The sequence below is a fragment of the Rhodococcus sp. BP-332 genome, assembly GCF_019836065.1.
In the GTDB taxonomy this organism is placed as follows: Bacteria; Actinomycetota; Actinomycetes; order Mycobacteriales; family Mycobacteriaceae; genus Rhodococcoides.
Genome location: NZ_JABUEC010000003.1, coordinates 288,281 through 312,458 on the forward strand (window position 1 = coordinate 288,281; position 24,178 = coordinate 312,458).

Genomic DNA, 24,178 nt, shown 5'->3' on the forward strand with positions numbered 1-24,178 from the left:
CCCGAATCGAGAGAAGAAAACATCCGAACGCCGATCGGCTCCGAATGCCTGCTCCTCATCTGACGTGGGTGTCACTTCAGCGGATCGTGTCCCCAGTTCATCAGCGAGTAGCGCCACCGCGAGTGCTCCACGTCCTTCGAGGGGCCCTGGGCGCGATGTCGGTGCACGTATCCGACGACCTTGCGCATCGCGGCGACGTCGTCGTCCGTGAGATCGGATTTCTTCGTGTCCAGGATCGAGGTGATGCGCCGCCCCATCTCGTGCCCCGTCGACTCACCGTCCTTCGAGTCACCGACGGAGCGGGACTCGTCGGTCGTCAGCCAGTCCTCGAGCTCCTTCCTGGTCATGTTGACCGCGTCCTTCCAGTCGTCCCACACGTCGTCCACCGTCTCGTTCCTCTGCGTCATGACGCATCGCGTTCCCCGGAAGCGACGGCGACAATCACGATCTGTCGGCGCACCGACGCGGCGGGTCGACACCCGACGTGATCGAGCCCGCGCACCGCGCCCGTGCGACCATCTGCCGATGAGCGTGTTGGTGTGCTTCCATGCCCATCCCGACGACGAGGTGTTCGGCACCGGCGGGATCATGCGGTCGGCAGCCGACGCCGGCCACCGAGTGGTGCTGGTGACGGCGACCGACGGTGCGCTCGGTGAGGTGCCCGACGGCCTGTTGACCGAGGGCGAGTCGCTGCACGATCGGCGGCAACGTGAACTGGAGCGCTCGGCCGAGGTGCTGGGGGCACAGCGCGTGGTCGTGCTGGGATACGCGGACTCGGGGATGGCCGGGACCGAGGGCAACACGAACCCGCACGCCTTCGCCAACGTGGATGTCGAGGAGGCCGCTCGGCGGCTCGCGGACGTTCTCGTCGAGGAGCAGGCCCGTGTCCTGACGGTCTACGACTCGCACGGTGGTTACGGCCATCCCGACCACGTGCAGGTGCACCACGTGGGGGTGCGCGCCGCGGCCATCGCCGAGGTGCCGTTCGTCTACGAGGCGACGATGAACCGTGACCGCATGCGCGAGATGATGACGGCGAACCCCAACTGGGATCCGGGCGAGAACGAGGACGCCTCGCAGCTCGACATCGAGGCGTTCGGCCTGCCCGAGTCGGAACTCACCACCGCGGTGGACGTGTCCGGTGTCCTGGCCGCCAAGCGTGCGGCGATGGTGGTGCACGAGTCGCAGATCGGTGACTTCGGCCCGTTCATCCCCATGTCGGACGAGGATCTCGCGTCCGCGTTCGGCACCGAGTGGTTCCGACGCATCGTGCCCCCGGTCGACGCGCCCGGCGCCGTGCGGGAGACCGCACTGCCCCTGTAAATCCGGCACCGGGGGCGGTTTGGTGGCGGGAGCGCAGGGTAGCCCGGAGCATGAGCCTCGTCACAGGAGATGTCGGAGTACGCCTCACGGTCAACGGCGAGGAGCATCGGATCGAGTGCGACGTCCGGACGACCCTCCTCGACGCGCTGCGTGAGCGGCTCGGGCTGACCGGCGCCAAGAAGGGGTGCGACCGCGGTCAGTGCGGATCGTGCACGGTGCTGTCCGGTGGTCGGCGCGTGGTCAGCTGCCTGACGCTGGCCGTCGCGGCGCAGGACGACGACATCACCACCGTCGAGGGGCTCGCCGACGGCGAGGACCTGCATCCCGTGCAGGCGTCGTTCCTCGCGCACGACGCATTCCAGTGCGGCTACTGCACCCCCGGTCAGATCTGCTCTGCCGTCGCCGTGCTCGACGAGGTGAAGAACGGATGGCCCAGCGCCGTCACCGAAGACCTCGACGGCGTGCCGACGGCCTCGGACGCGGACATCCGAGAACGGATGAGCGGCAACATCTGTCGGTGCGGCGCCTACCCCAACATCGTCGATGCCGTGCGAGAGAACATCGACGGCATATCTGCAACGACGACGGAGACGGGCGCGGACCGGTGAGAACATTCGCGTACGACCGTGCCGCCGACGCGTCGACCATAGCGTCCGCACTCGCCGAGGGGTCCACCCGCGTGCTGGCCGGCGGAACCAACCTCGTGGATCTGATGAAGCTGGGAATCGAGACCCCGGACCGGCTCGTCGACATCACGGGTCTGGCCCTGGCGGACATCGAGTGGAACGACGGCAGTGGCGGCGGGGTGCCGGGTCTTCGTGTCGGGGCCCTGGTCCGCAACAGCGATCTGGCCGCCGACCCCGTCGTGCGTTCGCGGTTTCCCGTCCTGTCGCGCGCTGTGCTCTCGGGTGCGTCCGGTCAACTGCGGAACATGGCGACCACGGGCGGGAACCTGTTCCAGCGCACCCGCTGTCCGTACTTCATGAACGTCGACACAGCGTGCAACAAGCGTGAACCGGGCTCGGGCTGTTCGGCCCTGGACGGCGATCGGCGCAACGCCGCGGTGCTGGGCGCATCGCAGCACTGCATCGCCACCCACCCCTCGGACATGGCCGTGGGCCTCGCGGTGCTCGATCCCACTGTCACCGTCGTCGGCACCGACGGAGTACGCGAGATCCGGTTCGCCGATCTGCATCGGCTTCCCGAGTCCGCACCCGAACGCGATTCGACTCTGCGGCAGGACGAGTGGGTGACGCACCTCGACATACCGCCGCTTCCACCCGGTGCGCGCTCGACCTATCGGAAGGTGCGGGACCGTGCGTCCTACGCCTTCGCGAGGGTGTCCGTCGCCGCCGTCGTGGTCGTGGAGAACGGGGTGTTCACCACGGCGCGCATCGCGCTGGGCGGAGCCGCTCACAAGCCGTGGCGGGCCACGGTCGCCGAGTCCGAGCTGCTCGGGGCGATCCCGTCCCGGAGCGGCGTGATCGCTGCGATGGAGCGCGAGCTCGCCGCGGCACACACGTTCCCCGACAACGACTACAAGTTGTCACTCCTCGCGTCGACGGTGGCCTCCACCGTGATGTCCCTCGCCGACGCGGCCGCGGACGAGGCGGCCACCCGATGACCGTCACGGGAACACCGGTCGAGCGGCTCGAGGGCCGCGACAAGGTCACCGGAGCCGCCCGGTACGCGGCGGAGTACCGGGACGTCGGTGGAGAACCAGCGCACGCGGCGATCGTCGGCGCCGCCGTTCCGGCGGGGCGTGTGCTGGACGTGGATCGTGCTTCGGCGCTGACGCTTCCGGGTGTCCTCGCCGTGCTGTGGCACGGTAACGCTCCGACGCTCGGGTCCGCCGGGGACGGCGAGTTGCAGGTGCTCCAGTCCGATGTCGTCGCCTACCGCGGGCAGATCGTCGCCGTGGTCGTGGCGGAGACGTCGGAGCAGGCGACGTGTGCGGCCTCCGTTCTGGACGTCACGTACGAGAGTCGCCAGTGCGACAACGAATTACGGGAGCATCACCCCGGCATCTACGCACCCGAGCAGGTGAACGCGGGCTTCGACACCGATGTCGTCACCGGGGAACCGGAGCGGCGCTTCGAGGAGTCCGCGGTGCGCGTCGACGTCCGCTACACGACGCCGCCCGAACACAATGCGCCCATGGAGCCGCACGCGTCGATCGCCGCGTGGAGCGAGGACCGGTCGACCCTCACGGTCTGGGACTCGACGCAGGCGCCGTCCGGCGTGGCCGGAGATCTCGCCGAGCTCTTCGGCGTCGACTCGGACGCCGTGCGCGTCATCGCCCGGCACGTGGGCGGCGGCTTCGGATCGAAAGGGAGCACGCGACCGAACGCGGTCGTCGCGGCCATGGCGTCGTCCGTCGTGGGTCGACCGGTCTCGTTTCCGGTTCCACGCCGGTCGACCTTCGACTTCGTCGGCTACCGGACGCCGACGATCCAGCGGGTCCGACTGTCGGCGGACGCGGACGGCTCGATGACGGCGTTGCTGCACGATTCGCTCCAGCAGACCTCCACCGTGATGGAGTTCGTGGAGCAGACGTCCGAGGGCAGTCGCCACGTGTACGACATCGACGACGTCTCGACCACGCATCGCGCGGTCGCGCTGGACGTCGGGACACCGCGCTGGATGCGCGCTCCCGGTGAGGCGCCCGGCATGTTCGCTCTGGAGTGCGCGGTGGACGAACTGGCCCACGCGCTCGGAACGGACCCCGTCGAGTTGCGGCTGCGGAACGAGCCGTCGGTCGATCCCGCGGACGGGCAGACCTACAGCTCACGTACCGTCCGCGCCGTCTTCGAGGAGGGCGCGCGGCGCTTCGGTTGGGCCGGTCGTGACCCGCGGCCCGCGATACGCCGAGAAGGACGCACCCTCGTCGGGACCGGTGTCGCGATGGCGACCTACCCCGCGATGACGTCGCCGAGCACGGCGCGGGCGACCGTCCGTGACAACGGGACGGTCGACGTGTCCGTCGCCGCGTCGGACATCGGTACCGGCGCACGAACGGTGCTCGCCCAGATCGCCGCCGACGCGCTCGAGGTCGCGCTGGACCGGGTCCACATCCACGTCGGGGACAGTGCGCTGCCCACGGCGCCCGGCGCAGGCGGGTCCTCGGGTACCTCGTCGTGGGGCTGGGCGGTGACCAAGGCCTGTCGTGCGCTGCGCGCGGACGGAGATCTCGCACCGGGTGCGACGGCCACCGCGGACACCACCGACGACCTCGAGGAGCGTGCGGCGCTGGCGCGGCAGGCGTTCGGCGCCCATTTCGCCGAGGTGCACGTCGACGTCGACACGGGGGAGGTCCGCGTGACGCGGATGCTGGGCGTCTTCTCCGTGGGCCGTGTGCTGAACCCTCGGTTGGCTCGGTCACAGCTCCTGGGCGGCATGGTGTTCGGTATCGGCATGGCACTCATGGAGGAGGGCATCGTGGATCGACGACACGGCGGCTTCCTCAACGCCGACCTCGCGGAGTACCACGTCCCGGTGGACGCCGACGTCGCCGACATCGAGGCGATCTGGGTCGAGGAGCACGACGACGATCTGAACCCGATGGGCAGCAAGGGGATCGGCGAGATCGGCATCGTGGGGTCGCCTGCTGCCATCGCCAACGCGGTGTTCCACGCGTGCGGTGTCCGGGTGCGAGACCTGCCCATCACTCTCGACACCCTGATCGAGCGGATGGACCCCGCGCTGCGCCTGTGACCACCCGGTCAGCCCAGCAGATCGTCCAGGCGCTCGTAGCCCTCCCGCATGCCCTTCTCCATGCCGCTCGCTGCCATCGAGTCCCGCGCCTCCAGTGTCGGGTACACCGAGTGGCCCTCCAGCCGGCAGCGGTCACCCAGGTCGACGAACGTGAGGAACTCGATGCTCACCACGTCGGGGAAGCCCTCGTACTCGAAGGTCTGCACGGCGAACTCGTTCGTCCGCACCGTGTGGAACACGCCGTGGAACGCGTACTCCGCACCGCCGGGATCACGGTGGACGTAGCGGTACCGGCCACCGCCGCGGAAGTCGTACTCCTCGACCGACATCTCGTAGCCGGCGGGACCGAGCCAGCGGGACACCAGTTCGGGCTCCGCGTGCGCCCGGAAGACCGCGGACACGGGTGCGTCGAACTCGCGCCGGACATCGATGAACGGCAGACCCGCCGGTGAGTGGATGTGCAGCGTCCTGTCGCCGGTTCCGGTCATCGTCGTCTCCTCGATCTCGGGTGGCGGGGAGGTCCAGTGTGAATCAGTGCTGGTCGTCGGTCGTGTGGATTCGAGAAGAACGGAAGGTGGTAGACACATCGGGACATGATCGCCGGTTCCACCGCGGCGAGGGTGTCTGCCATCACACTGCCGCGACAGCTCGGGGGACCCACGTGCGTATCGCTCTGCTGTCCTACCGGAGCAAGCCCCACGTCGGCGGTCAGGGTGTCTACGTCGCGCGTCTGAGTCGAGCGCTGGTGGACGAGGGGCACGAGGTCGAGGTGTTCTCCGGTCAGCCCTATCCCGATCTCGACCCGCGGGTGCGGCTCACGCGAGTACCGAGCCTCGACCTCTATCGAGACGACGATCCGTTCCGCACCCCGCGGCCCTCCGAGATCCGAGACCTGGTCGACGTGTCCGAGGTGCTGACCATGTGGACGGCCGGGTTCCCGGAGCCCCGCACGTTCGGGGCGCGCGCCGCTCGTCTGCTGCGCGCGCGAGCCGACGAGTTCGACGTGGTGCACGACAACCAGTCGCTGAGCTACGGATTGCTGCGCATCCCGTTGCCGCTCGTGGCCACCATTCATCACCCCATCACCCGCGACCGTGCCCTCGACCTCGCGGCGGCGCCGTGGCGACGACGGATCACCGTGCGGCGCTGGTACGGCTTCCTCACCATGCAGCGGCGGGTGGCGCGCCGGATCCCGCGGTTGCTGACCGTGTCCCGCTCGTCCGCGGTGGACATCGTGGACGCGTTCGGGGTCGCTCCGGGTGCGGTGACGGTGGTCCCGCTCGGGGTCGACACCACCGTGTTCACCCCCGGCGCGGCGCCGCGAGTTCCCGGCCGCATCGTCGCCGTCGCGAGTGCCGACGTCGCCCTCAAGGGTGTGCGGCACCTTCTCGAGGCGGTCGCGAAGATGCGCACCGAGCGGGATGTCGAACTCGAACTGGTGTCGAAGGTGGACCCCGCAGGGCCGACCCGGACGTTGATCGACGATCTCGGTATCGACGACATCGTGCGGACGCGGAGCGGTCTCGACGACGCCGAACTGGCGCGCGTGCTGGCGTCGGCCGACGTGGCCTGCGTGCCGTCGCTGTACGAGGGCTTCTCGCTCCCGACCATCGAGGCCATGGCCTGCGCGACCCCCCTCGTGGTGAGCCGCACCGGGGCGATCCCCGAGGTCGTGGGGCCCGACGGGCTCTGCGCCGATCTGGTGCCTCCCGGTGACAGCGACGCCCTGGCGCGGGCCCTGATGCGCGCGCTGGACGACGAGCCCCGCCGACGCGCCATGGGCGAGCGCGGGCGGGAACGGGCCACGCAGACCTACGGCTGGCCGGCGGTGGCCGCCGCGACCGTCGCGGAGTACGAGAAGGCGATCGCCGATCGCCGTGGACGAGGGAATCGAGAGACGACATGCTGACGATGGACTTCGACCGGCTCGGCTTCGGTGCGGGCGATCGCGTCATCGACATCGGGTGCGGCCAGGGGCGCCACTCCTACGAGTTGTACCGCCGCGGGGCCCATGTCACCGCCTTCGACCAGAACGCGGACGAACTCGACGAGGTCAAGGTCATGTTCGGCGCGATGGCCGAGGAGAAGCAGGTACCGGAGTCCGCCACGGCGGAGACGGTCGTCGGCGACGCGTTGTCCCTGCCGTTCCCGGACGAGTGGTTCGACGGGGTGATCGTGTCCGAGATGCTCGAGCACGTGCCGGACGACGCGTCGGCCATCGCCGAGATCGCGCGCGTGGTGCGCCCCGGCGGCACGGTGGCGGTGAGTGTCCCGCGCTGGTTGCCCGAGCGGGTCTGCTGGTCCCTCTCCGACGAGTACCACGCGAACGAGGGTGGCCACGTCCGGATCTACCGTGCGAGTGAGTTGGCGGCGTCGCTCACCGCGGCCGGCCTCGAGGTCACGCACACCCACCACGCGCACGCACTGCACGCTCCGTACTGGTGGCTCAAGTGCGCGGTCGGGGTGCGGAACGACGATCACCCGCTGGTGCGCGGCTATCACTCGATGCTGGTGTGGGACATGATGAAGGCCCCGCGCACCACCCGAGTGCTCGAGCAGGTCCTGAATCCCGTCATCGGCAAGTCCGTGGTGATCTACCTGCGCAAGCCGGAGACCGGGATCGGCGGACCGGGGGCCGGACGTGGCGCTCACTGATCACGTGACGCCGTCGGTTCCCGGAATCCTGTCCGCCGAGCAGTGTCTCGCCAGTGCGCGCAGCATCGCCGCCGTCCAGGTCCGGTCCGGGGCGATTCCGTGGTCCGAGGGCGGGCACCTCGACCCGTGGGACCACGTCGAATCGGCCATGGCGCTCAGCGCCGCGGGCCTCGTCGAGGAGGCCGACGCCGCCTACGAGTGGTCGCGGCGCACGCAGCGCAGCGACGGCACCTGGCCGATCCGGCTGCGCGGCGACGTCGTGGAGGACGCCGGCGCCGACACCAACTTCTGCGCGTACATCGCGGTGGGAGTGTGGCACCACTTCCTCGTCACCGGCGACGACAACTTCGCCCTGGCCCTGTGGCCCACCGTGCGCCGCGCAGTCGACTTCGTCCTCGGTCTGCAGACCGACCGCGGCGAGATCGCCTGGGCCGCAGGGCCGAACGGATCGCGTGCCGAGGCCCTGCTCACCGGGAACGCCAGCATCCACCACAGTCTGCGGTGCGCGCTGGCCCTCGCGGCGTACATCGGCGACCCGCAGCCGGACTGGGAGGTCGCCGTCGGCCGGCTGGGTCACGTTCTGCGGCATCACCTCTCGGCTTTCACGCCGAAGCCGTCGTACTCCATGGACTGGTACTACCCGATCCTGGGCGGCGCCGTGCGCGGACCGGCGGCCGGGCGGCGCATCGACGACCGGTGGTCGGACTTCGTCGTGGAGGGGCTCGGCATCCGCTGTGTCGACGACCGACCGTGGGTCACCGGTGCCGAAACGTGTGAACTGGTTCTGACTCTCGACGCGATGGACCGGGTCGACGTGGCGACGGACCTGCTCGGAAGCATGCAGCACCTGCGGGAGGACGACGGGTCGTACTGGACCGGGCTGGTCTATGCGGACGGCAAGCGGTGGCCCGTCGAGAGGACGACGTGGACCACCGGAGCCATGATTCTGGCGGCCGACGCCCTGTCCCGGTCCAGTGCCGGATCCGGCATCTTCCGGGGGGACGATCTGCCCGTCGGGCTCTCCGGTGCGCATCGCAGCTGCGGCTGCGCGGGGGAGTTCTACCCGGCGAGCGTGCCCGGCTGACCCGAGGTCCGCACCAGCACTCGCAGTGAGCCGACCACGCGGTTCTCGGCGAACATGCCGCTGTCGAGGGCACGCCGATAGATGCGGTACGGGGCCTGCCCGCCGTCCGCCGGATCCGGGAACACGTCGTGGATGAGCAGGGCGCCTCCGACCGCGACCCACGGCGCCCACCCCTGGAAATCGACGGTGGCCGCCTCGTCGGTGTGGCCGCCGTCGATGAACAGCACGTCGACGGGATACTTCCACAGCGCGGCGACGTCGCCGGAACGGCCGACGACGGCGACGACGACGTCCTCGAGGCCCGCCCCCGCCAGGGTGCGGCGGAATCGTCCGAGAGTGTCCAGCGCACCGGTGGCCGGGTCGACGAGCGTGGTGTCGTGGTACTCCCAGCCGACCTGGTGCTCCTCGGATCCGTGGTGGTGGTCGACGGTGACCACCCGGCCGCCCGTGGCGCGCGCCGCGGCGCCGAGGTACACGGTCGACTTGCCGCAGTAGGTGCCGATCTCCACCACCACGCCGTCGCCCAGGAACTCGGCGGTGGCGTCGAAGAGCGCGAGTCCCTCGTCGGCCGGCATGAATCCTGTTGCCGCCTCCGCGAACTCGCGCAGGTCGCTGGGCATGACGGGACGTGCGGGGGTGTCGGTCACACGGGCGAGCCTAGCTGGTCGAACACCTTGCCCGGGTTGAGGATGCCCTGCGGATCGAGTGCGTCCTTGACCGCGCGGTGCATCGCGAGGACCACCGGATCGAGTTCCTGGACGAGTCCGTGCATCTTGAGCAGGCCGACGCCGTGCTCGCCGGTGACCGTGCCGCCGAGGGCGAGTGCGGCGTCGATGATCTCGGCGAACGCCGCCTGCGAGCGTGCTCGGGCGGCGTCGTCTCCCGGGGGTGTGATGAGCAGTGGGTGCAGGTTGCCGTCGCCGGCGTGGGCGATGTTGGCGATGACGACGTCGTGGGCGATGCCGATCTTCTCGATCCGCGACAGCATTTCCGGCACATGCCGTTTGGGGACGCACACGTCCTCGGTGAGCACCGGGCCCAATCGTTCCATGGCCGGGTAGGCCAGGCGCCGCGCCGCGAAGAGCGCGTCCGCCTCCTCCTGATCGGTGGACACCGCCGACCAGGTGGCGCCGCCTTCGTCGAAGCAGGCGAGCATTTTCTCCGCCTCCTGGTCACCGATCTGCCCGGGGGTGTCCACGCGGCCGAGCAGCACCACTTCGGCGTCGACGGACAGTCCCATGTTCTTCCACGCGTCCACCGCGAGGAGGCACTGCTTGTCCACCAGTTCCAGAGCGGAGGGGGTGAGCCCGGCGGCGGCGACGGCGGCGACCGCTCGGCCCGCGTCGACGATCGAGTCGAAGTAGCCGGCGACGGTCCGTTGCGGGTCCTGGAGGGGGCGCAGTTTGACGGTGATCTCGGTGATGACGCCGAGTGTTCCTTCCGAGCCGACCATCAGTCCGGCGAGGTCGTACCCCGCGACGCCCTTCGCGGTGCGTCGGCCGAGTCGGACCTTCTCACCGGTGCCCGTGACCACCTCCATGCCCATGACGTAGTCGCGGGTCACGCCGTACTTCACGCAGCACAGGCCGCCGGCGTTGGTGGCGACGTTGCCGCCGATGGTCGACCACGGCGAACTCGCCGGATCCGGTGGGTACCAGAGGCCGACCTCCGCGACGGCAGCGCGCAGATCGTCGTTGATCACGCCCGGTTGCACGACGGCGTACCGCTCGAGGTGATCGATCTCGGTGATCGCGGTCATGCGGTCGAGCGCGAGGACGATGCACCCCGCGGTGGCGTTCGCGCCGCCGGAGAGCCCTGTCCCGGCGCCGCGGGTCACCACGGCGGTGCCGTGGTCGAGGCATGCCCGTACCGTCGCCTGGACCTCGTCGGCCGTGGCCGGACGCACCACCGCGAGAGGGGTCGCGGACGGCGCCCACTCGGCCTCGTCGTGCTGGTAGGACGCCATGACGTCGGGATCGACCACCACCCGATCGGCGGGGAGTACGGCGAGCAGGGCATCGACGATCATCGGTCGAGCGTAGCGCCGGGCGACCGCCCGCCCGCCGGATCCCGCCCCCCTCTTCGGAGGGTGGTGGGAGTGGTTCAGGTCACATACGTTCCTCCCGAGTCCGACGATTCGGACGATCCTCACCTCGGATGGAGAACCATGACCACAGTTTCGCCGGACGACGCGACGGCGCGCGCCACCTCGGCACCACCCGTCGCGGCACCGCCCGCCACGAGCGTCCGCAAGGTGGCCGTCGCCAGCGGCATCGGAACGACCATCGAGTTCTACGACTTCTTCATCTACGGCACCGCGGCCGCGCTGGTGTTCCCGACGGTGTTCTTCCCGGCACTGGGATCGACGGCCGGCACCGTCGCCTCGTTCGCCACCTTCGCCGTCGCCTTCGTCGCGCGTCCCGCGGGAGCCGTGCTGTTCGGTCACTTCGGCGACCGCATCGGCCGCAAGAAGACGCTGATCTCGACGCTGCTGCTGATGGGTGTCTCCACCTTCGTCATCGGGCTGCTCCCCGGTGCCGCGACCATCGGCGTCGCCGCACCGATCATCCTGGTGGTGCTGCGGTTCGGGCAGGGGTTCGCCGTCGGCGGCGAATGGGCGGGAGCGACGCTGCTGACCGCCGAGTACGCACCGGCGAAGCGGCGCGGCTTCTACGGCATGTTCCCGCAGCTCGGTCCGGCCGCCGCCTTCATCCTCTCCAGCGCGACGTTCCTGGTGACCGGCGCCGTGTTCGGCGACACCAACGACACGTTCCTGAACTACGGGTGGCGAATCCCGTTCCTCTTCAGCGCCGTGCTGGTGCTGATCGGTCTCTACATGCGCCTCGCGATCGAGGAGACGCCGGTGTTCAAGGCCGATCAGGCCGCCGCCGCGACCACGCCGTCCGCTCCCACCCGGCTCCCGGTGCTCGAGGCGTGGCACGTGCAGAAGCGCGAGGTGCTGCTCGCGGCCGGTGCGCTGGCGTCGCTGTTCTCGCTGTTCTACATGGGCACCGCGTATCTCACGAGCTACGGCACGAAGACCCTCGGCTTCGACCGGCCGTTCGTGCTGTGGACCGGCATCGTCGGTGCGGTGATCTTCGGCATCACCATCGCGCTGTCGGCGACGTTCTCGGATCGGGTGGGTCGGCGCCGCGTCATCATGGTGTCCTGCGCGGCGGCCGTTCCCTGGTCGCTCGCCCTGTTCCCGATCCTCGACACGGGATCGAGTACGGCGTACGTGATCGCGATGTGCGTGACCCTGTCCATCTTCGGTATCGCCTACGGCCCCACCGGTGCGCTGCTCCCGGAGCTGTTCCGGACCCGGTTCCGCTACACCGGTGCCGGTCTCGGCTACAACCTGGCGGGCGTGCTCGGCGGTGCGATCCCACCGCTGCTGGCGGCTCCGTTGACGGCGCAGTTCGGCAGCATCGCCGTGGGCGTCATGCTGGCGCTCCTGTCGGTGCTCAGTCTGATCTGCACGCGAGCACTGGTGGAGACGAAGAACAACGACCTGACCTGACCTGACCCCACGACGACGAATCCGGTGCAGAGATCCGCGGTGAACGCGGATCTCTGCACCGGATCTCGTGTGCGTGGAGGCTAGCGAGTGCCGCCCTTGGCGTACTCGGCGATCGCGTCGATGTTCGTCGAGTCGATGAAGGCCGGGCCGGTCAGAACGGGCGTGCCGCCACCGATGGTGTTGCCGTTGTTCAGGTACAGCCACAGCGAGTCGACGGCCAGGTAGCCCTGGAGGTACGGCTGCTGATCGACGGCCCACGCGACGTCGCCGCTCTGGATGGCCTCGACGAGTGCGGCGTTGGTGTCGAAGGTGACCACCGTGGCCTCGGAGTTGGCGTTCGCCTTGGACTGCACCGCGGTCAGCGCGATGGGAGCGCCCAGGGCGACGATGTGGTCGATGGTCGGATCCTGCTGCAGCTTGGCCGTGATGGTGGCCTCGACGGACGGCATGTCCTTGCTGTTGACGTTCAGGATCTCGGTGGAACCGCCGGTGAAGCCCTGCGTCACACCCGCGCAACGGGATTCGAGGGCGACCTGGCCCTGCTCCTGGATGATGCAGAGGGTCTTCTTCGCACCCTCGGTGGTCAGACGCGCACCGACGGCCTGGCCGGCGATGGTCTCGTCCTGGCCGAAGTACTGCTGGACGCCCTGGTCCTTCCACGCGTCGTAGCCGGAGTTGAAGGCGACGACCGGGATGCCGGCGGCCGTGGCGGCCTCGACGGCGGGTGCCATGGCGTCGGGCTTGGCCAGTGTGACCGCGATGCCGTCGACGTCGGAGTCGATGGCGCTCTGCACCAGGTTGGCCTGGTTCGGTGCCTCGGGATCGGCCGAGTAGCGCAGCTCGATGTTGTCCTTGGCCGCAGCCGCCTCGGCGCCCTTGCGGATGAGGTCCCAGAACGTGTCACCGGGAACCTCGTGCGTGATCATCGCGATCGTGGCGCGCGGGGTGTCGGCCGTGCCGGCGTTGCCGCCGCCGTCACCGGAGGACTCCGGTGCGCCGCCCGAACTGGAGCAGCCCGCTGCCAGGCTGACGCTCAGTGCCACGCCGAGAGCGACAGCAGTGCCCCGACGGGTGAAATGACGTGTCATTCGGTCTCTTTCTCGAACGCCGACGAGAGAACAACGCGGCGACATACTGGGTACGACTGGAATGGATCGAGCCGGTGACCTGTTCGGTCGCGGCCCGACATATGTGTAATCCACATCACAAGGGAAGTCAATAGTTTGTTCGGACAATACGTCCGCAGCACAGCGAGCCGTCAGGATCCAGGCCCGGTCGCGATCATCGCCAGGACGGCAGGGCGGTCGAGCTTGCCGCGGGCCGTGCGGGGGAGCGCGGGCACCGTGACCACGCGAGTGGGCATCGCCGGTGCCTCGAGGTGCGCCCGCAGATGACGCCGCAGAGCGGTGCGGTCGACCGGCTCCGAGACCGTGATCGCCGCGACCGGGACGTGCCCCATCCTCGGATCCGGCTCGCCCACACACGCCGCGTCGAGCACGCCGGGAAACCCCCGCAGGGCGGTCTCCACATCGAGTGGCTCCACCTTGAGGCCGCCGCGCACGATGGTGTCGGAACTGCGGCCCGCGAGAAACAGCCACCCGCCGCGGATCTCGCCTCGATCGCCCACGCTCGTCCACCCGTTCACGGGCCCGTCGGACGGTTCCGCGTGATCGGGGTGGGTCAGGTATCCGTCGAACAGCATGTCGCTGTGCACGCTGACGACGCCGTCCACAGTTCTCGTGCGGACTCCCGAGACGAGCCGCCCGGCGGAGCCGTCGGGAACCGGTTCGGTGGAGGAGTCCACGGCCACCAACGACAGTTCCGAGGCGCCGTAGAAGTGCACGAGCCGAGCGCCGGGAACGCGAGCGGACAGGGCGTCGCGACCGGAGCGCGGCCAGAAAGCACCCGAGGACAACACTTCTCGGACCTGCGCCAGCCGGGGTCGGGTGGACACGGCGATGTCGTGTGCGAGGGTGGGCACGGTGTAGACGTGCGTCGGGTCGACATCTCCCGCGGAGGACCACGACTCGAGGGGTCGTAGGTCCACGGCAGCACCTCGCGTGAGCGCGTGCACCAGTCCGTAGAGGAAGTGGGTGTGGTCCAGGACGCCCGGTGCGGCCACCCGGGAGTGCCGGTCCACGGTGAACTCCTCGTCGGACCGATCGAGCGTGCGCGACCACGACCGCCGCGAGCGGACGAAGAGCTTGGGGGTGCCCGACGTGCCGGAAGTCAACCCCGCCAGCAGTTCTCCGGCCTCGTCCGGTGCCGGGAGGGGGACCGCGGGCGCGGCGGCGAGGTCGTCGGGCGAGGTGAGCGTGCCGGTGACGCCGAGTCGACGCAGCCGGGTCCGCCCGCGCTCCGTGGCGATCACCGCAGCGGGGCGACCGATCTCGAGAACCGATGCGAGGTGGTCGGGAAGCAGGTGGCGGTGCAGGAGCACGAGCGAGCAACCTGCACGGATCGCGCCGAGAACCGTGACGACGGAACCGAGATCGGACGCCGGGAGGACGGCCACTCGCTTCGCACCGAGCAGGCGTGCGGCGACGCGTCCCGACCGATCCCACATCTCACGATAGGTGAGACTGCCGTCCGCGGCGACGACCGCGAGCGAGTCCGGACGGTCCCGGGCGCGACGACCGATGCGCTCGTCGATCGAGTCCGCGATCACGCGTCATCGTCCCGGTCGTCGTCCACACCGCGGGCGACGAGACTGTCTCCCAGCGCATCCGCGGTCCGCAGCGCGCGGACCACCACGGGTGTCGCCAGCGCGGTCATCGACCACTGCAGTCCGCGGGCCTTCCGTGCGTCGGAGACCTCGTGCACGATGCCGGTGAGGACGGGGACGAGCCGGATCGTCAGTGCCAGCAGCAGTCCGATGCGGTCGGGGTCGACGCCGAAGCGCCGCAACGGTTCCAGGACCCTGCCGCACACGTCGAGCATCGCGGTCACCCGGGTGGTGAGGGTGACCAGACTCGCCGCGGCCACCGTGACGACGAGAATCCCGCACACGACCACGGCGCGGGCCGGGGTCGTGATGATCACCTGGAACACCGCGATGATCGCGATCATCCAGAAGAGCGGCCGGATCTGCGCGAGTGCGGTCCGCGGGCCGATGCCCCCGATCCCGAAGAGAACGGCGACCACGCCGGCAGCGACCGCGACGTCGACCGGTCGGCGAACGAGGGCGATGACCGCGATGACGCCGACCATGAGCAGCAGAAGCTTCCACCCGGCCGGAAGTCGGTGCAGGAGCGAGTGACCGGGTCGGTAGAGGCCGATCATTCGAGCAGCGCCTCGTACGCGGGCAGGGCGTCGGCGGGCCGTCCGTCGTGGGCGACCCGAGCGTCGTGGATCACGATGACGCGATCGAAGTTCGTCAGGAGATCGAGGTGATGTGTCACCACGACGACCTGCTGCTCGAGAGTGTCGAACACCGCGCCGACCTTGCGGGAGTTGCGGAGATCGAGAAGCGTGGTGGGTTCGTCGGCCACCAGGACCTCGGGTCGGCGGATCAGCACCGCGCCGATCGCCAGCATCTGTTTCTGTCCGCCGGACAACAGGTGCGCGGGATGATCGGCGTGACCGGCCAGCCCGAAACGGTCGAGCATGTCGGCGACGCGGTCCGCCACCTCGTCCTTCGACGCTCCGGTGCGGCGCAGCGAGAACGCCAGATCCTCGGCGACGGTCGGCATCACGATCTGGTTGTCCGGGTCTGTGAACACGAACCCGACCTTCCGTCGCACCTGGCCACCCTTGCGCGCGACGTTCAGACCGTCGACGGTGACGGTGCCGGAACTCGGCGACACCAGACCGTTGATCATGCGGGCCAGGGTCGACTTCCCGGAGCCGTTGGATCCGACGATGCCGACGCGGTGTTCGGTGATCTCGAGATCGATGTCGCGCAGCACGGGCCGATCGCCGTATCCGTGCGAGACGTGATCGAACCGGATCACGCTCATGCTCCGACTCGTTCCACGAGCATGGCGATGCCCTGACCACCGCCGATGGCGCACACCGCAAGACCGAGAGCGGGGGAGTCGGTCGTGGCCATCTGCTCAGCCAACCGGACGAGGAGAATCGCTCCGGAGGCGCCCCACGGGTGTCCGAGCGCGATGGCCCCTCCGTGCGGGCACACGATGTCCGGATCGATGCCCAGCCGGTCGACGGCCGCCAGGGCCACCGAGGCGAAGGCCTCGGTGATCTCGACGATCCCGACGTCGGACAGGTCGACTCCGCAGCGGTCGAGGACGGCGCGGACCGCGGGCACGGGGGACAGTCCGGGGAGCGCGGGATCCGTCCCGGCGACGGCCCAGCCGAGTACCCGCAGGGCAGGGCCGTCGGCCCGGTCCGCGGTCGTCACGGCGATCACGGCCGCGCCGTCGGAGATGCCGCACGAGTTGCCCGCGGTGGCGGTGCCGTCGGGGGAGAACGCCGGACGCAGCTTGCTCAGACGCGCCGTGGTGAGTCCGCCGCGCACCCGCTCGTCCCGATCGATCCCGGCGACGGTGACGATCTCCGCCGAGAAGTCCGTCTGCGAGGCGAGCCGGTGCGAGCGTTCGGCGTACGCGTCCTGTCGCTCCCGGTCGATGCCGAGCGTGCGGGCGAGATCGTCCGCGGCCGTGCCCATGTCGGGGTCGGGGTGACCGCGCGGGGTGAACGGTGCGCGCGTGTACCGCTGCGGACCCCCGTCGCCGACCGGGGCGTGGAAACGCCACGGCGCCGTGCTCGCCGATTCGACTCCCCCCGCGAGAATCAGGGCGTCGTCACCCGCGCGGACACGGGACGAGGCCAGGGCCACGGCGTCGAGACCCGAGCCGCACTGGCGGTCGACCGTCACGCCGGGAACGTGGTGACCGAGACCGGCCTGCAGCGCGGCGACCCGAGCGAGGTCGCCGCCGGGACCGAGGCAGTTGCCCAGGACGACGTCGTCGATGCGGCCGAGATGGTGCAGCCGGCGAGCGACGTCGGCGAGGACGGGTGCCGCGAGGTCGGCGGCCGTCAGGTCGGCGAACGCATGCCCCGCCGTGCCGATCGCCGTCCGCCGTCCCGCCATCAGGATCGGATCGCGCGGGGACGAGCGCACCATGTCAGGCGGCGGACCCGACGGTCGCGCGACGCCGCGGCGCGACGAGACCGGGGTAGGCGCGGTGCACGCCCTTCGCGACGACGGTCGCGACGACGACCTTGACCGCGTCGCCGGGAACGTAGGCGCCCGTGGACGCGATGGCCGCCCCTACGCCGAGGTCGGTGCGCAGCAGGAGGCCGAGGACGCCGAAGACGTAGATGACGGCGATGCCGCCCACGGCGTTGACGAGCAGACCGGCCCACAGCGGGTAGGACGGGACGATCAGCCGCGTGAGCGCGCCGATGACGAAGGCGCCCACGACCCATCCGACGAGGTACCCGACGCTGGGGGCCGCGAAGACGCCGAGTCCGCCGCGTCCGCCGGCGAGCAACGGCAGGCCGATCGCGACGAGTGCGAGCAGGACCAGTACCGCGGCCGCACCCTTGCGGGCGCCGAGAACCGCGCCCGCGGCGATGACGCCGAGGGTCTGCAGGGTGATGGGCACACCGCTGATGCCGACCGTGATGGAGCCGGGAAGGCCGAGTGCCGCGATCAGTGCCGCGAAGACGGCGACCTGAGCGAGGTCACGAGCCGAGAAACGAGGGGACACGGTCGGGACTCCTGTGCGTGGCGTGAGCGAGGACCACTTGAACGGTGTTCAAGTGCGCGGAGTCACGCTAGTGGGGTGCTCGTACCCGGTGCAACTCCCCGTCGTGTCACAGCGACGCGACGAGGGCGTTCAGGGTGGCGGAGCTGCTGTGCGCGGGATGCCACCCGAGGTCGCGCTTGGCCTTCGAGGTGTCCATGACGACGGACGTCCGTCCCACGTGCACCCACTCCACCATCGACGGGACGAACGGGAGGGTGCGGATCACCGCCGACGCCGCAGACCCGAGGAGGGACGGCACCCGCACCGGGAAGGCGCCCAGCGCGGCCGCCACCTGCGACAGGGACACCACCCCGTCGCCCGCGATGTTGTACGGGCCGGGAGGTGCGTCCGTGGTCGCGGCGAGCGCGATGGCCGTCGCCACGTCGTCGTGGTGCACCAGTTGCAGCGGGTGTCCCGGGTCGGGGAACACCGGACGCACCGCGCCGACCACGGCCCCCAGTGGTGCGGGGAGTTGGGCCGCGATCGAGCGCCACGGCATGGAGTCGGCCAGGGCGGGCGCTTTCGGGCCGGCGACGATGCAGGGCCGCAGGACGTACACCTCGAGGTCCGATCCCGTGGTGACCTCGTCGAGGACCTCCTCGAGTTCGGCCTTCTGCTCGGAGTAGTAGTGCTCCTTCGATCCGCGCGTCGGCGTGTCCTCGGTCAGCGGCACCCGGTTGTCCGAGTGATAGCCGTACGCGGCGACGGACGAGGTGTAGACGAGCCGTGTCGGCCGCGCGGCGGCCACCGTCGCCTCGAAGACGGTGCGAGTCCCGGCCAGGTTGATCCGTGAACTCTCGGCACGCGATCCCATGATGAGGAAGGCGAGGTGCACCACGACATCCGCCTCGGCGACGAAGGCGTCCACCGCCTCACGATCGAGTATGTCGCCCTGCCGGTACTCCGTCTTGGTCCAGCCGTGCTCGTCCACGTCGAACGGTCGTCGCGCCATGCCGAGGATGCGGTCCACGGCCGGATCGCGCTCGAGCGCGTCCACCGCCGACATGCCGATCTCGCCGGTCGGGCCGGTCACTGCCACTGTGAGTCCCATGGGTCGATGATGCCCGCTGACGTCGGGATTCAAGCAAGGTTCGGTGGGAGTGAGAGACTGCGACGATGCAGGATCCGGACCATGTTCTCGGCGCGCTCCGTCGCTCACCCGATGTCGAGGCGCCCAATCTCCACGCCGTCGACGCCTCCGACCGGTTGATCCTGGCCGAGGCCGCGGAGTCGACCTCCACCGCCGAGCCCGGGTCGGTCGCGGTGATCGGCGACCGGTACGGCGCGCTGACCCTCGGTACCGCCGCCGCGCACGGCCTCGCCGGCATTCGCGTGCACCAGGATCCCCTCACCTCCGAGCTCGCGCTGGCCCGCAACGCCGGCGCGCTCGGCTTCGGCGACGTCTACACGAACCACGCGTTGGATCGAGAGTTGCTCGACGGTGCGACCGTGGTGCTGCTGCAGCTTCCCCGCGCCCTCGCCGAGCTCACCGAGATCGCCGAAGCCGTTGCCCGCTGGGCGGATCCGTCGGTCCGCGTCATCTCGGCGGGTCGACTCAAACACATGAGTCGGTCGATGAACGACGTGCTCGCCGCGAACTTCACCGACGTGGCGGCCACCCGCGCGGCGCAGAAGTCCCGCGGGTTGGTGGCGACCGGGCCGCTGCCTCGCGAGAGCGCGACGTACCCCGTGTCGACCGTCCTCGCCGATCTGGACCTCACCGTGGTCGCCCACGGTGCCGTCTTCTCCGGGGACCGGCTGGACATCGGCACCCGGTACCTGTGCACGTTCCTCGACCGGATGTCGCCCGACGCGCGCCGCATCGTCGATCTGGGGTGCGGGACCGGCATTCTCGCGGTCCTCGCCGCGCGCCTGCGGCCGGACGCGGAGGTGGTCGCCACAGACCGCTCGGCCGCGGCGGTGGCCTCGGCGGCGGCCACGGCGGAGGCGTCCGGCGTGCGGGTCACGGCGCGTCGGGACGACGCCATGGCGTCGGAGGCGCCCGCGACCGCCGACGTGATCCTGTGCAATCCACCGTTCCACGAGAACGCGGCCGTGCACACCGGGGGAGCGGAGAAACTGTTCGCGGCCGCGCGGACCGTCCTGCGCCCCGGCGGCGAACTGTGGGCGGTGCACAACTCACACTTGCGGTTCCGCTCCATGCTCGCGCGCATGGTCGGGCCGACGGAGGTGATGGGCCGCAACGACAAATTCACCGTCACCCGGTCGATCAGGTGACGGTGAATGTGTCGGCCGCACAAGTCAGGCGGACGTGACTCAGTCGAAGTAGGAGCCCGCGTCCTCGGGGGTACCGTCGATCTGGCCGCGGTGCGTCGCGGAGTTCTCCACCACGACTCCGTCCACCACGTCCGCGTCCTTCACGGCGGCGCCGTCGGTGCCGTCGTCCTCCGTGGCGTCCGCGATGTAGTCGTTCTCGTCGTCGCTGTCGACGACTCGGTCCACCAGTTCCTCGGTCAGATCGTCGTCTGGTGTCGCCGCCACGGGGACGTCGAGTTCCTCCTCCAGCGGGACGTCCGGCACTTCCTCGGCCAGCTTCTGGTCGAGGCTCTCACCCTCACGCGCCTCGCGTTCGGTGGTGCCGAACTTGTCGGCCTCGGTCCACGAGTCCGGCGGGGTGACCACGTCGTCGACGTCGTCCGTGCCTCGGATCTCGTCCGAGTCGAGACTCTCACTCTGGTCCAGCGTGTCTCCGGGTCCGTCTTCGATGCTCATGAGGAAGAAGGTGCCCGGATCGCCCGAGCGACAAACGTGAGCGGACAAACGTGCGCCGACCGTGTGTACTGATGCGGTACTGCGCTGGGGGAACGGCGACGTCCGCCCGGTACAGTCCGTTTTGTCCGATGGGAACTTTTCCGTCGCATCCGAACGTTGAGAGATACACAGGCTCCACCACACGAAAGGGATGAGACACGGTGCGCACTTCCAGCAACCCGGTGTTCCGCAATCTGCCCAAGCAGGCGGGAGGCGGATATGCCTCCTTCGGTTCGGCCGCCGCCGGTGCCGGTGCGGTCACCCAGCAGTACGGCTCCCCGCAGGGACAGCCGCAGCCGTACCAGACCGGTCCGCAGCAGCGTGCGATGACGATCGACGACGTCGTCACCAAGACGGCCACCACCCTCGGTGTCCTGACGGTGTTCGCCATCGCGTCCTACGTGCTCGCGAGCAACAACCCCGGCCTGGCCCCGATGTTCGTCATCGGCGGCGGACTCATCGGCTTCGTCCTCGTCCTCGTGGCGACGTTCGGCCGCAAGATGGACAGCGCGCCCCTGGTGCTCGCGTACGCGGCCTTCGAGGGCGTGTTCCTCGGTGCCCTGTCGCTCATGTTCACCGACATCAGCTTCGGCGGCGTCGGCGGCAGTGCGCTCATCGCCCAGGCCGTGCTCGGCACCTTCGGCGTCTTCTTCGGCATGCTCGTCGTCTACAAGACCGGCGCCATCCGTGTCACGCCGCGCCTCACCCGCATGGTCGTCGGCGCCCTCATCGGTGTCGTCGTGCTCATGCTCGGCAACCTGGTCGCCAGCTTCTTCACCCCCGGCGGGCTCGGACTGCGTGACGGCGGCACCGTCGCCATCATCTTCAGCCTCGTCTGCATCGGCATCGCCGCGTTCAGCTTCCTACTCGACTTCGACTCCGCCGACCAGCTGATCCGTGCCCAGGCACCGGAGAAGGCTGCCTGGGGCGTCGCGCTCGGTCTGACCATCACCCTGGTCTGGCTGTACGTCGAGATCCTGCGACTGCTGAGCTACTTCAACAACGACTAGTTCCAGCGGTAGTCGTCACAGCTGACAGCCCCCGTCCTTCTCTCGGAAGGCGGGGGCTGTTCGCTGTGTGCGGGACGACTCAGCTGAGGCGCTCGAGCACCATGGCCATGCCTTGTCCGCCGCCGACGCACATGGTCTCGAGACCGAACTGCTTGTCGTGGGCGCGCAGGTTATTGAGCAGGGTTGCGGTGATGCGGGCACCGGTCATGCCGAAGGGGTGGCCGAGGGCGATGGCGCCGCCGGAGACGTTGAGCTTGTCCTCGTCGATCTTCAGTTCCCGTGCGGAGCCGATCACCTGGACGGCGAAGGCTTCGTTGATCTCGACCAGGTCGATGTCGTCGATGGTCTTGCCGGCGAGCGCGAGCGCCTTCTTCGACGCCTCGATGGGGCCGAGGCCCATGATCTCGGGCGAGAGGCCCGAGACGCCGGTGGACACGACGCGGGCGAGCGGGGTCAGGCCGAGTTCCTTGGCCTTGGTGTCGGACATGATCACCAGTGCCGCGGCGCCGTCGTTCAGCGGGCAGGCGTTGCCGGCGGTGATGGTGCCGTCCGGGCGGAAGACCGGCTTGAGCTGCGAGATCTTCTCGTAGGTGGTGCCGGCGCGGGGGCCGTCGTCGGTGCTGACGACGGTGCCGTCGGGCAGCGTGACCGGGGTGATCTCGTTCTCGAAGTGGCCCTTGGCGATGGCTTCCTCGGCGCGGTTCTGGCTGCGGACGCCCCAGTGGTCCTGCTCCTCACGGCTGATGCCGGTGAGCTGGGCGACGTTCTCCGCGGTCTGGCCCATCGCGATGTAGGCGTCGGGGAGGTTGCCGTTCTCGCGGGGGTCGGACCAGGTCTGGCCACCCTCGGCGATCTTCTCGGTGCGGGCCTGGGCGTCGGCGTAGATGGGGTTCTGGGTGTCCGGGTAGGAGTCGGAGTTGCCTTTGACGAAGCGGGAGACGGTCTCGACTCCGGCGGAGATGAACACGTCGCCCTCGCCGGCCTTGATGGCGTGCAGTGCCATGCGGGTGGTCTGCAGCGACGAGGAGCAGTAGCGGGTGATGGTGGTGCCGGGGAGGAAGTCGTAGCCGAGCTGGATGGCGACGTTGCGGCCGATGTTGAATCCCTGCTCGCCGCCGGGGAGGCCGCAGCCCATGAGGAGGTCGTCGATCATGGTGGGGTCGAGGGCGGGCACCTTGTCGAGGGCTGCCTTGACCATCTGCGCTGCGAGGTCGTCGGGACGCATGCTGACGAGCGACCCCTTCATCGCGCGCCCGATGGGCGAACGGGCCACGGACACGATCACTGCTTCTGGCATGGGAGGACTCCTGGGGTTGGCGACGATATGACTGGAGGGTAACTCTCGTCCGGTGGGCCCCCGGTCACTGCAGGGCGTCTCGCGGCCGTAGCCGCGACACGTGGCGGTTGGCCGAGGCGGTGAGGCGGGAGACGAGGCGACGCTGCTCGGCGACGTCCGACACCGTGGGCAGCGTCGGCAGGGGGCCGCCCGCCCATTCGCCCAGCGCGGCCGCCAGCACGGGCAGGATCTGCTGGGCAGCGAGTTCGTATCCGGCCGCGGACGGATGGAAACGGTCGGCCGAGAACATCCGCTCCGGTGCCGCGAGGAACTCCGGGGCGAGCAGATCCGCCAGCGCGACGGGGTGGCCGCCAGCGGCGAGCGTCGCCGACGTCTGAGCCCGCGCGAGTCGGTGGCCCCACGTCCGCACGACAGCGCGGAGCGGCTGCGGGATGGCGGTGACGACACCGAGATCCGGGCACGTTCCGACGACCACGACGGTGCCCTCCGCCCGCAGGCGACGCACCGCGGTACGCAGACGCTCGGCCGAGGCCGCCACCGCATGCTTCTTGGTGACGTCGTTAGCGCCGATGAAGACGACGGCAGCGTCGGGCCGGTCGTGGTGGGCGACCAGCATCGCATCGACCTGACCCTCGAGTCCCTTGGATGTCGCGCCGGGAATGGCCTTGGTGCTCAACCGGATCCGCTTCCCGCTCTCGTCGGCGAGACCCCGCGCGATCAGCACGCCCGGCACCTCGTCCGCGACGACGCAGCCCATGCCGGCCGCCGTCGAGTCGCCGAAGATCATCAGGTGCAGGTCGGACTGCACGCCGGGGCGCCACCGCTGCGGGACGCGCGCACCCGGGGCGTACACACCGTCGGCCTCGGGCGGCCGGTCCGTGCTGCGGCCGATCACGGTCCGGGCAGCGGCCGCCTGCGCCAGCAGGTGCCGGTACGCGGCCCAGGACAGCGTTCCCGCGCCGGATCCCGCGACGACGGTGGCGGCTCCCGCCACCGCTGCCTGTCGCCACCCACCGCGACCCGAGCCGCCCTGCTGCATCGCACCTCCGCTCACCTGTCCGATTCTAGGTGCGCCGACGGTGGTGCCGT

The 24,178-nt window shown here is 69.9% G+C and carries 24 protein-coding genes; 10 read left to right on the forward strand and 14 right to left on the reverse strand.

Annotated elements, in window-relative coordinates; all coding sequences use genetic code 11:
* Positions 1–71 precede the first annotated feature (71 nt).
* The gene (locus HQ314_RS12545) at positions 72–407 is read right to left on the reverse strand and encodes a DUF3140 domain-containing protein (RefSeq protein ID WP_222650233.1); all 336 of its coding nucleotides are present in this window, start codon (positions 405–407) and stop codon (positions 72–74) included.
* Positions 408–525: 118 nt separating this feature from the next.
* On the opposite strand from HQ314_RS12545, the gene HQ314_RS12550 reads away from it, so the two are divergent.
* Genes HQ314_RS12550 through HQ314_RS12565 form a run of 4 tightly spaced genes read left to right on the forward strand, consistent with a single transcriptional unit; the run spans position 526 to position 5,037 of the window.
* Complete coding sequence (locus tag HQ314_RS12550) at positions 526–1,323, forward strand: PIG-L family deacetylase (protein ID WP_027503965.1); 798 nt, start codon at positions 526–528, stop codon at positions 1,321–1,323.
* A gap of 50 nt (positions 1,324–1,373) precedes the next feature.
* Positions 1,374–1,931: a 2Fe-2S iron-sulfur cluster-binding protein gene (locus HQ314_RS12555; RefSeq protein ID WP_222650234.1), complete on the forward strand. Its 558-nt coding sequence runs from the start codon at positions 1,374–1,376 to the stop codon at positions 1,929–1,931.
* On the forward strand, positions 1,928–2,947 hold the full coding sequence (locus HQ314_RS12560; RefSeq protein ID WP_222638210.1) for a xanthine dehydrogenase family protein subunit M: 1,020 nt from the start codon (positions 1,928–1,930) through the stop codon (positions 2,945–2,947). Before HQ314_RS12555 ends, HQ314_RS12560 begins: the two co-directional genes overlap by 4 nt.
* Positions 2,944–5,037, forward strand: coding sequence for a xanthine dehydrogenase family protein molybdopterin-binding subunit (locus HQ314_RS12565; protein WP_222650235.1), 2,094 nt, complete (start codon positions 2,944–2,946; stop codon positions 5,035–5,037). Before HQ314_RS12560 ends, HQ314_RS12565 begins: the two co-directional genes overlap by 4 nt.
* 8 nt (positions 5,038–5,045) lie before the next feature.
* On the opposite strand, the gene HQ314_RS12570 is transcribed toward HQ314_RS12565, so the two are convergent.
* Complete coding sequence (locus tag HQ314_RS12570; protein WP_222650236.1) at positions 5,046–5,525, reverse strand: SRPBCC family protein; 480 nt, start codon at positions 5,523–5,525, stop codon at positions 5,046–5,048.
* A 173-nt stretch (positions 5,526–5,698) separates the two neighbouring features.
* Here HQ314_RS12570 and HQ314_RS12575 point away from each other — a divergent pair, with 173 nt between their 5' ends.
* From HQ314_RS12575 to HQ314_RS12585, 3 genes are read left to right on the forward strand one after another with little or no spacing between them, the layout of a single operon-like run.
* Positions 5,699–6,946 carry a glycosyltransferase family 4 protein gene (locus tag HQ314_RS12575; protein WP_056447340.1) on the forward strand — a complete coding sequence of 416 codons (1,248 nt, stop codon included), beginning with the start codon at positions 5,699–5,701 and terminating at the stop codon, positions 6,944–6,946.
* Positions 6,940–7,692, forward strand: a complete 753-nt coding sequence (locus HQ314_RS12580) for a class I SAM-dependent methyltransferase (RefSeq protein ID WP_027503960.1) — start codon at positions 6,940–6,942, stop codon at positions 7,690–7,692. The genes HQ314_RS12575 and HQ314_RS12580 overlap by 7 nt, the downstream gene beginning before the upstream one ends.
* Complete coding sequence (locus HQ314_RS12585) at positions 7,679–8,776, forward strand: prenyltransferase (protein WP_307095117.1); 1,098 nt, start codon at positions 7,679–7,681, stop codon at positions 8,774–8,776. The genes HQ314_RS12580 and HQ314_RS12585 overlap by 14 nt, the downstream gene beginning before the upstream one ends.
* Here the strand turns inward: HQ314_RS12585 and HQ314_RS12590 are convergent.
* Complete coding sequence (locus HQ314_RS12590; protein WP_222650494.1) at positions 8,752–9,396, reverse strand: class I SAM-dependent methyltransferase; 645 nt, start codon at positions 9,394–9,396, stop codon at positions 8,752–8,754. The two genes, HQ314_RS12585 and HQ314_RS12590, sit on opposite strands and share 25 nt — an antisense overlap.
* 23 nt (positions 9,397–9,419) lie before the next feature.
* Entirely contained in the window at positions 9,420–10,805 is a 1,386-nt protein-coding gene (locus HQ314_RS12595; RefSeq protein WP_222650237.1) for an FAD-binding oxidoreductase, read from the reverse strand.
* A 138-nt stretch (positions 10,806–10,943) separates the two neighbouring features.
* On the opposite strand from HQ314_RS12595, the gene HQ314_RS12600 reads away from it, so the two are divergent.
* Positions 10,944–12,296, forward strand: a complete 1,353-nt coding sequence (locus HQ314_RS12600) for an MFS transporter (RefSeq protein WP_222627478.1) — start codon at positions 10,944–10,946, stop codon at positions 12,294–12,296.
* 80 nt (positions 12,297–12,376) lie between these two features.
* On the opposite strand, the gene HQ314_RS12605 is transcribed toward HQ314_RS12600, so the two are convergent.
* From HQ314_RS12605 to HQ314_RS12635, 7 genes are all read right to left on the reverse strand, one after another.
* Positions 12,377–13,384 (reverse strand): substrate-binding domain-containing protein, encoded by a 1,008-nt coding sequence (locus tag HQ314_RS12605; protein WP_027503955.1) that lies wholly within the window; start codon positions 13,382–13,384, stop codon positions 12,377–12,379.
* Between the two features lie 170 nt (positions 13,385–13,554).
* Positions 13,555–14,964, reverse strand: a complete 1,410-nt coding sequence (locus tag HQ314_RS12610; protein WP_308119384.1) for an AMP-binding protein — start codon at positions 14,962–14,964, stop codon at positions 13,555–13,557.
* Positions 14,961–15,578, reverse strand: coding sequence for an energy-coupling factor transporter transmembrane protein EcfT (locus HQ314_RS12615; RefSeq protein ID WP_222627477.1), 618 nt, complete (start codon positions 15,576–15,578; stop codon positions 14,961–14,963). Before HQ314_RS12615 ends, HQ314_RS12610 begins: the two co-directional genes overlap by 4 nt.
* Positions 15,575–16,255 (reverse strand): energy-coupling factor ABC transporter ATP-binding protein, encoded by a 681-nt coding sequence (locus tag HQ314_RS12620; protein WP_027503952.1) that lies wholly within the window; start codon positions 16,253–16,255, stop codon positions 15,575–15,577. Before HQ314_RS12620 ends, HQ314_RS12615 begins: the two co-directional genes overlap by 4 nt.
* Positions 16,252–17,382 (reverse strand): thiolase family protein, encoded by a 1,131-nt coding sequence (locus tag HQ314_RS12625; RefSeq protein WP_261781645.1) that lies wholly within the window; start codon positions 17,380–17,382, stop codon positions 16,252–16,254. Before HQ314_RS12625 ends, HQ314_RS12620 begins: the two co-directional genes overlap by 4 nt.
* A 1-nt stretch (position 17,383) precedes the next feature.
* Complete coding sequence (locus HQ314_RS12630) at positions 17,384–17,971, reverse strand: biotin transporter BioY (RefSeq protein ID WP_037183888.1); 588 nt, start codon at positions 17,969–17,971, stop codon at positions 17,384–17,386.
* A 106-nt stretch (positions 17,972–18,077) separates the two neighbouring features.
* Positions 18,078–19,061: an NAD-dependent epimerase/dehydratase family protein gene (locus tag HQ314_RS12635; RefSeq protein WP_222638203.1), complete on the reverse strand. Its 984-nt coding sequence runs from the start codon at positions 19,059–19,061 to the stop codon at positions 18,078–18,080.
* A gap of 65 nt (positions 19,062–19,126) precedes the next feature.
* Here HQ314_RS12635 and HQ314_RS12640 point away from each other — a divergent pair, with 65 nt between their 5' ends.
* On the forward strand, positions 19,127–20,248 hold the full coding sequence (locus tag HQ314_RS12640; RefSeq protein WP_222650238.1) for a class I SAM-dependent methyltransferase: 1,122 nt from the start codon (positions 19,127–19,129) through the stop codon (positions 20,246–20,248).
* Positions 20,249–20,287: 39 nt separating this feature from the next.
* Here the strand turns inward: HQ314_RS12640 and HQ314_RS12645 are convergent, their stop codons facing one another.
* Complete coding sequence (locus tag HQ314_RS12645; protein WP_056447352.1) at positions 20,288–20,743, reverse strand: hypothetical protein; 456 nt, start codon at positions 20,741–20,743, stop codon at positions 20,288–20,290.
* Between the two features lie 200 nt (positions 20,744–20,943).
* Here HQ314_RS12645 and HQ314_RS12650 point away from each other — a divergent pair, with 200 nt between their 5' ends.
* A complete protein-coding gene (locus HQ314_RS12650) occupies positions 20,944–21,792 on the forward strand; it encodes a Bax inhibitor-1/YccA family protein (RefSeq protein WP_222627467.1) in 849 nt (282 codons plus the stop codon).
* 79 nt (positions 21,793–21,871) lie between these two features.
* On the opposite strand, the gene HQ314_RS12655 is transcribed toward HQ314_RS12650, so the two are convergent.
* On the reverse strand, positions 21,872–23,089 hold the full coding sequence (locus tag HQ314_RS12655) for an acetyl-CoA C-acetyltransferase (protein ID WP_222638200.1): 1,218 nt from the start codon (positions 23,087–23,089) through the stop codon (positions 21,872–21,874).
* 64 nt (positions 23,090–23,153) lie between these two features.
* Complete coding sequence (locus HQ314_RS12660) at positions 23,154–24,128, reverse strand: SGNH/GDSL hydrolase family protein (protein ID WP_051613045.1); 975 nt, start codon at positions 24,126–24,128, stop codon at positions 23,154–23,156.
* Between the last annotated feature and the right edge of the window lie 50 nt (positions 24,129–24,178).

Coding starts and splice junctions, on each gene's coding strand:
- HQ314_RS12615 (WP_222627477.1), bottom strand. CDS start 15,578: ATGATCGGCCTCTACCGACCCGGTCACTCGCTCCTGCACCGACTTCCG.
- HQ314_RS12590 (WP_222650494.1), bottom strand. CDS start 9,396: ATGCCCAGCGACCTGCGCGAGTTCGCGGAGGCGGCAACAGGATTCATG.
- HQ314_RS12605 (WP_027503955.1), bottom strand. CDS start 13,384: ATGACACGTCATTTCACCCGTCGGGGCACTGCTGTCGCTCTCGGCGTG.
- HQ314_RS12565 (WP_222650235.1), top strand. CDS start 2,944: ATGACCGTCACGGGAACACCGGTCGAGCGGCTCGAGGGCCGCGACAAG.
- HQ314_RS12600 (WP_222627478.1), top strand. CDS start 10,944: ATGACCACAGTTTCGCCGGACGACGCGACGGCGCGCGCCACCTCGGCA.
- HQ314_RS12655 (WP_222638200.1), bottom strand. CDS start 23,089: ATGCCAGAAGCAGTGATCGTGTCCGTGGCCCGTTCGCCCATCGGGCGC.
- HQ314_RS12635 (WP_222638203.1), bottom strand. CDS start 19,061: ATGGGACTCACAGTGGCAGTGACCGGCCCGACCGGCGAGATCGGCATG.
- HQ314_RS12555 (WP_222650234.1), top strand. CDS start 1,374: ATGAGCCTCGTCACAGGAGATGTCGGAGTACGCCTCACGGTCAACGGC.
- HQ314_RS12645 (WP_056447352.1), bottom strand. CDS start 20,743: ATGAGCATCGAAGACGGACCCGGAGACACGCTGGACCAGAGTGAGAGT.
- HQ314_RS12550 (WP_027503965.1), top strand. CDS start 526: ATGAGCGTGTTGGTGTGCTTCCATGCCCATCCCGACGACGAGGTGTTC.
- HQ314_RS12660 (WP_051613045.1), bottom strand. CDS start 24,128: ATGCAGCAGGGCGGCTCGGGTCGCGGTGGGTGGCGACAGGCAGCGGTG.
- HQ314_RS12620 (WP_027503952.1), bottom strand. CDS start 16,255: ATGAGCGTGATCCGGTTCGATCACGTCTCGCACGGATACGGCGATCGG.
- HQ314_RS12640 (WP_222650238.1), top strand. CDS start 19,127: ATGCAGGATCCGGACCATGTTCTCGGCGCGCTCCGTCGCTCACCCGAT.
- HQ314_RS12595 (WP_222650237.1), bottom strand. CDS start 10,805: ATGATCGTCGATGCCCTGCTCGCCGTACTCCCCGCCGATCGGGTGGTG.
- HQ314_RS12570 (WP_222650236.1), bottom strand. CDS start 5,525: ATGACCGGAACCGGCGACAGGACGCTGCACATCCACTCACCGGCGGGT.
- HQ314_RS12580 (WP_027503960.1), top strand. CDS start 6,940: ATGCTGACGATGGACTTCGACCGGCTCGGCTTCGGTGCGGGCGATCGC.
- HQ314_RS12625 (WP_261781645.1), bottom strand. CDS start 17,382: ATGGTGCGCTCGTCCCCGCGCGATCCGATCCTGATGGCGGGACGGCGG.
- HQ314_RS12545 (WP_222650233.1), bottom strand. CDS start 407: ATGACGCAGAGGAACGAGACGGTGGACGACGTGTGGGACGACTGGAAG.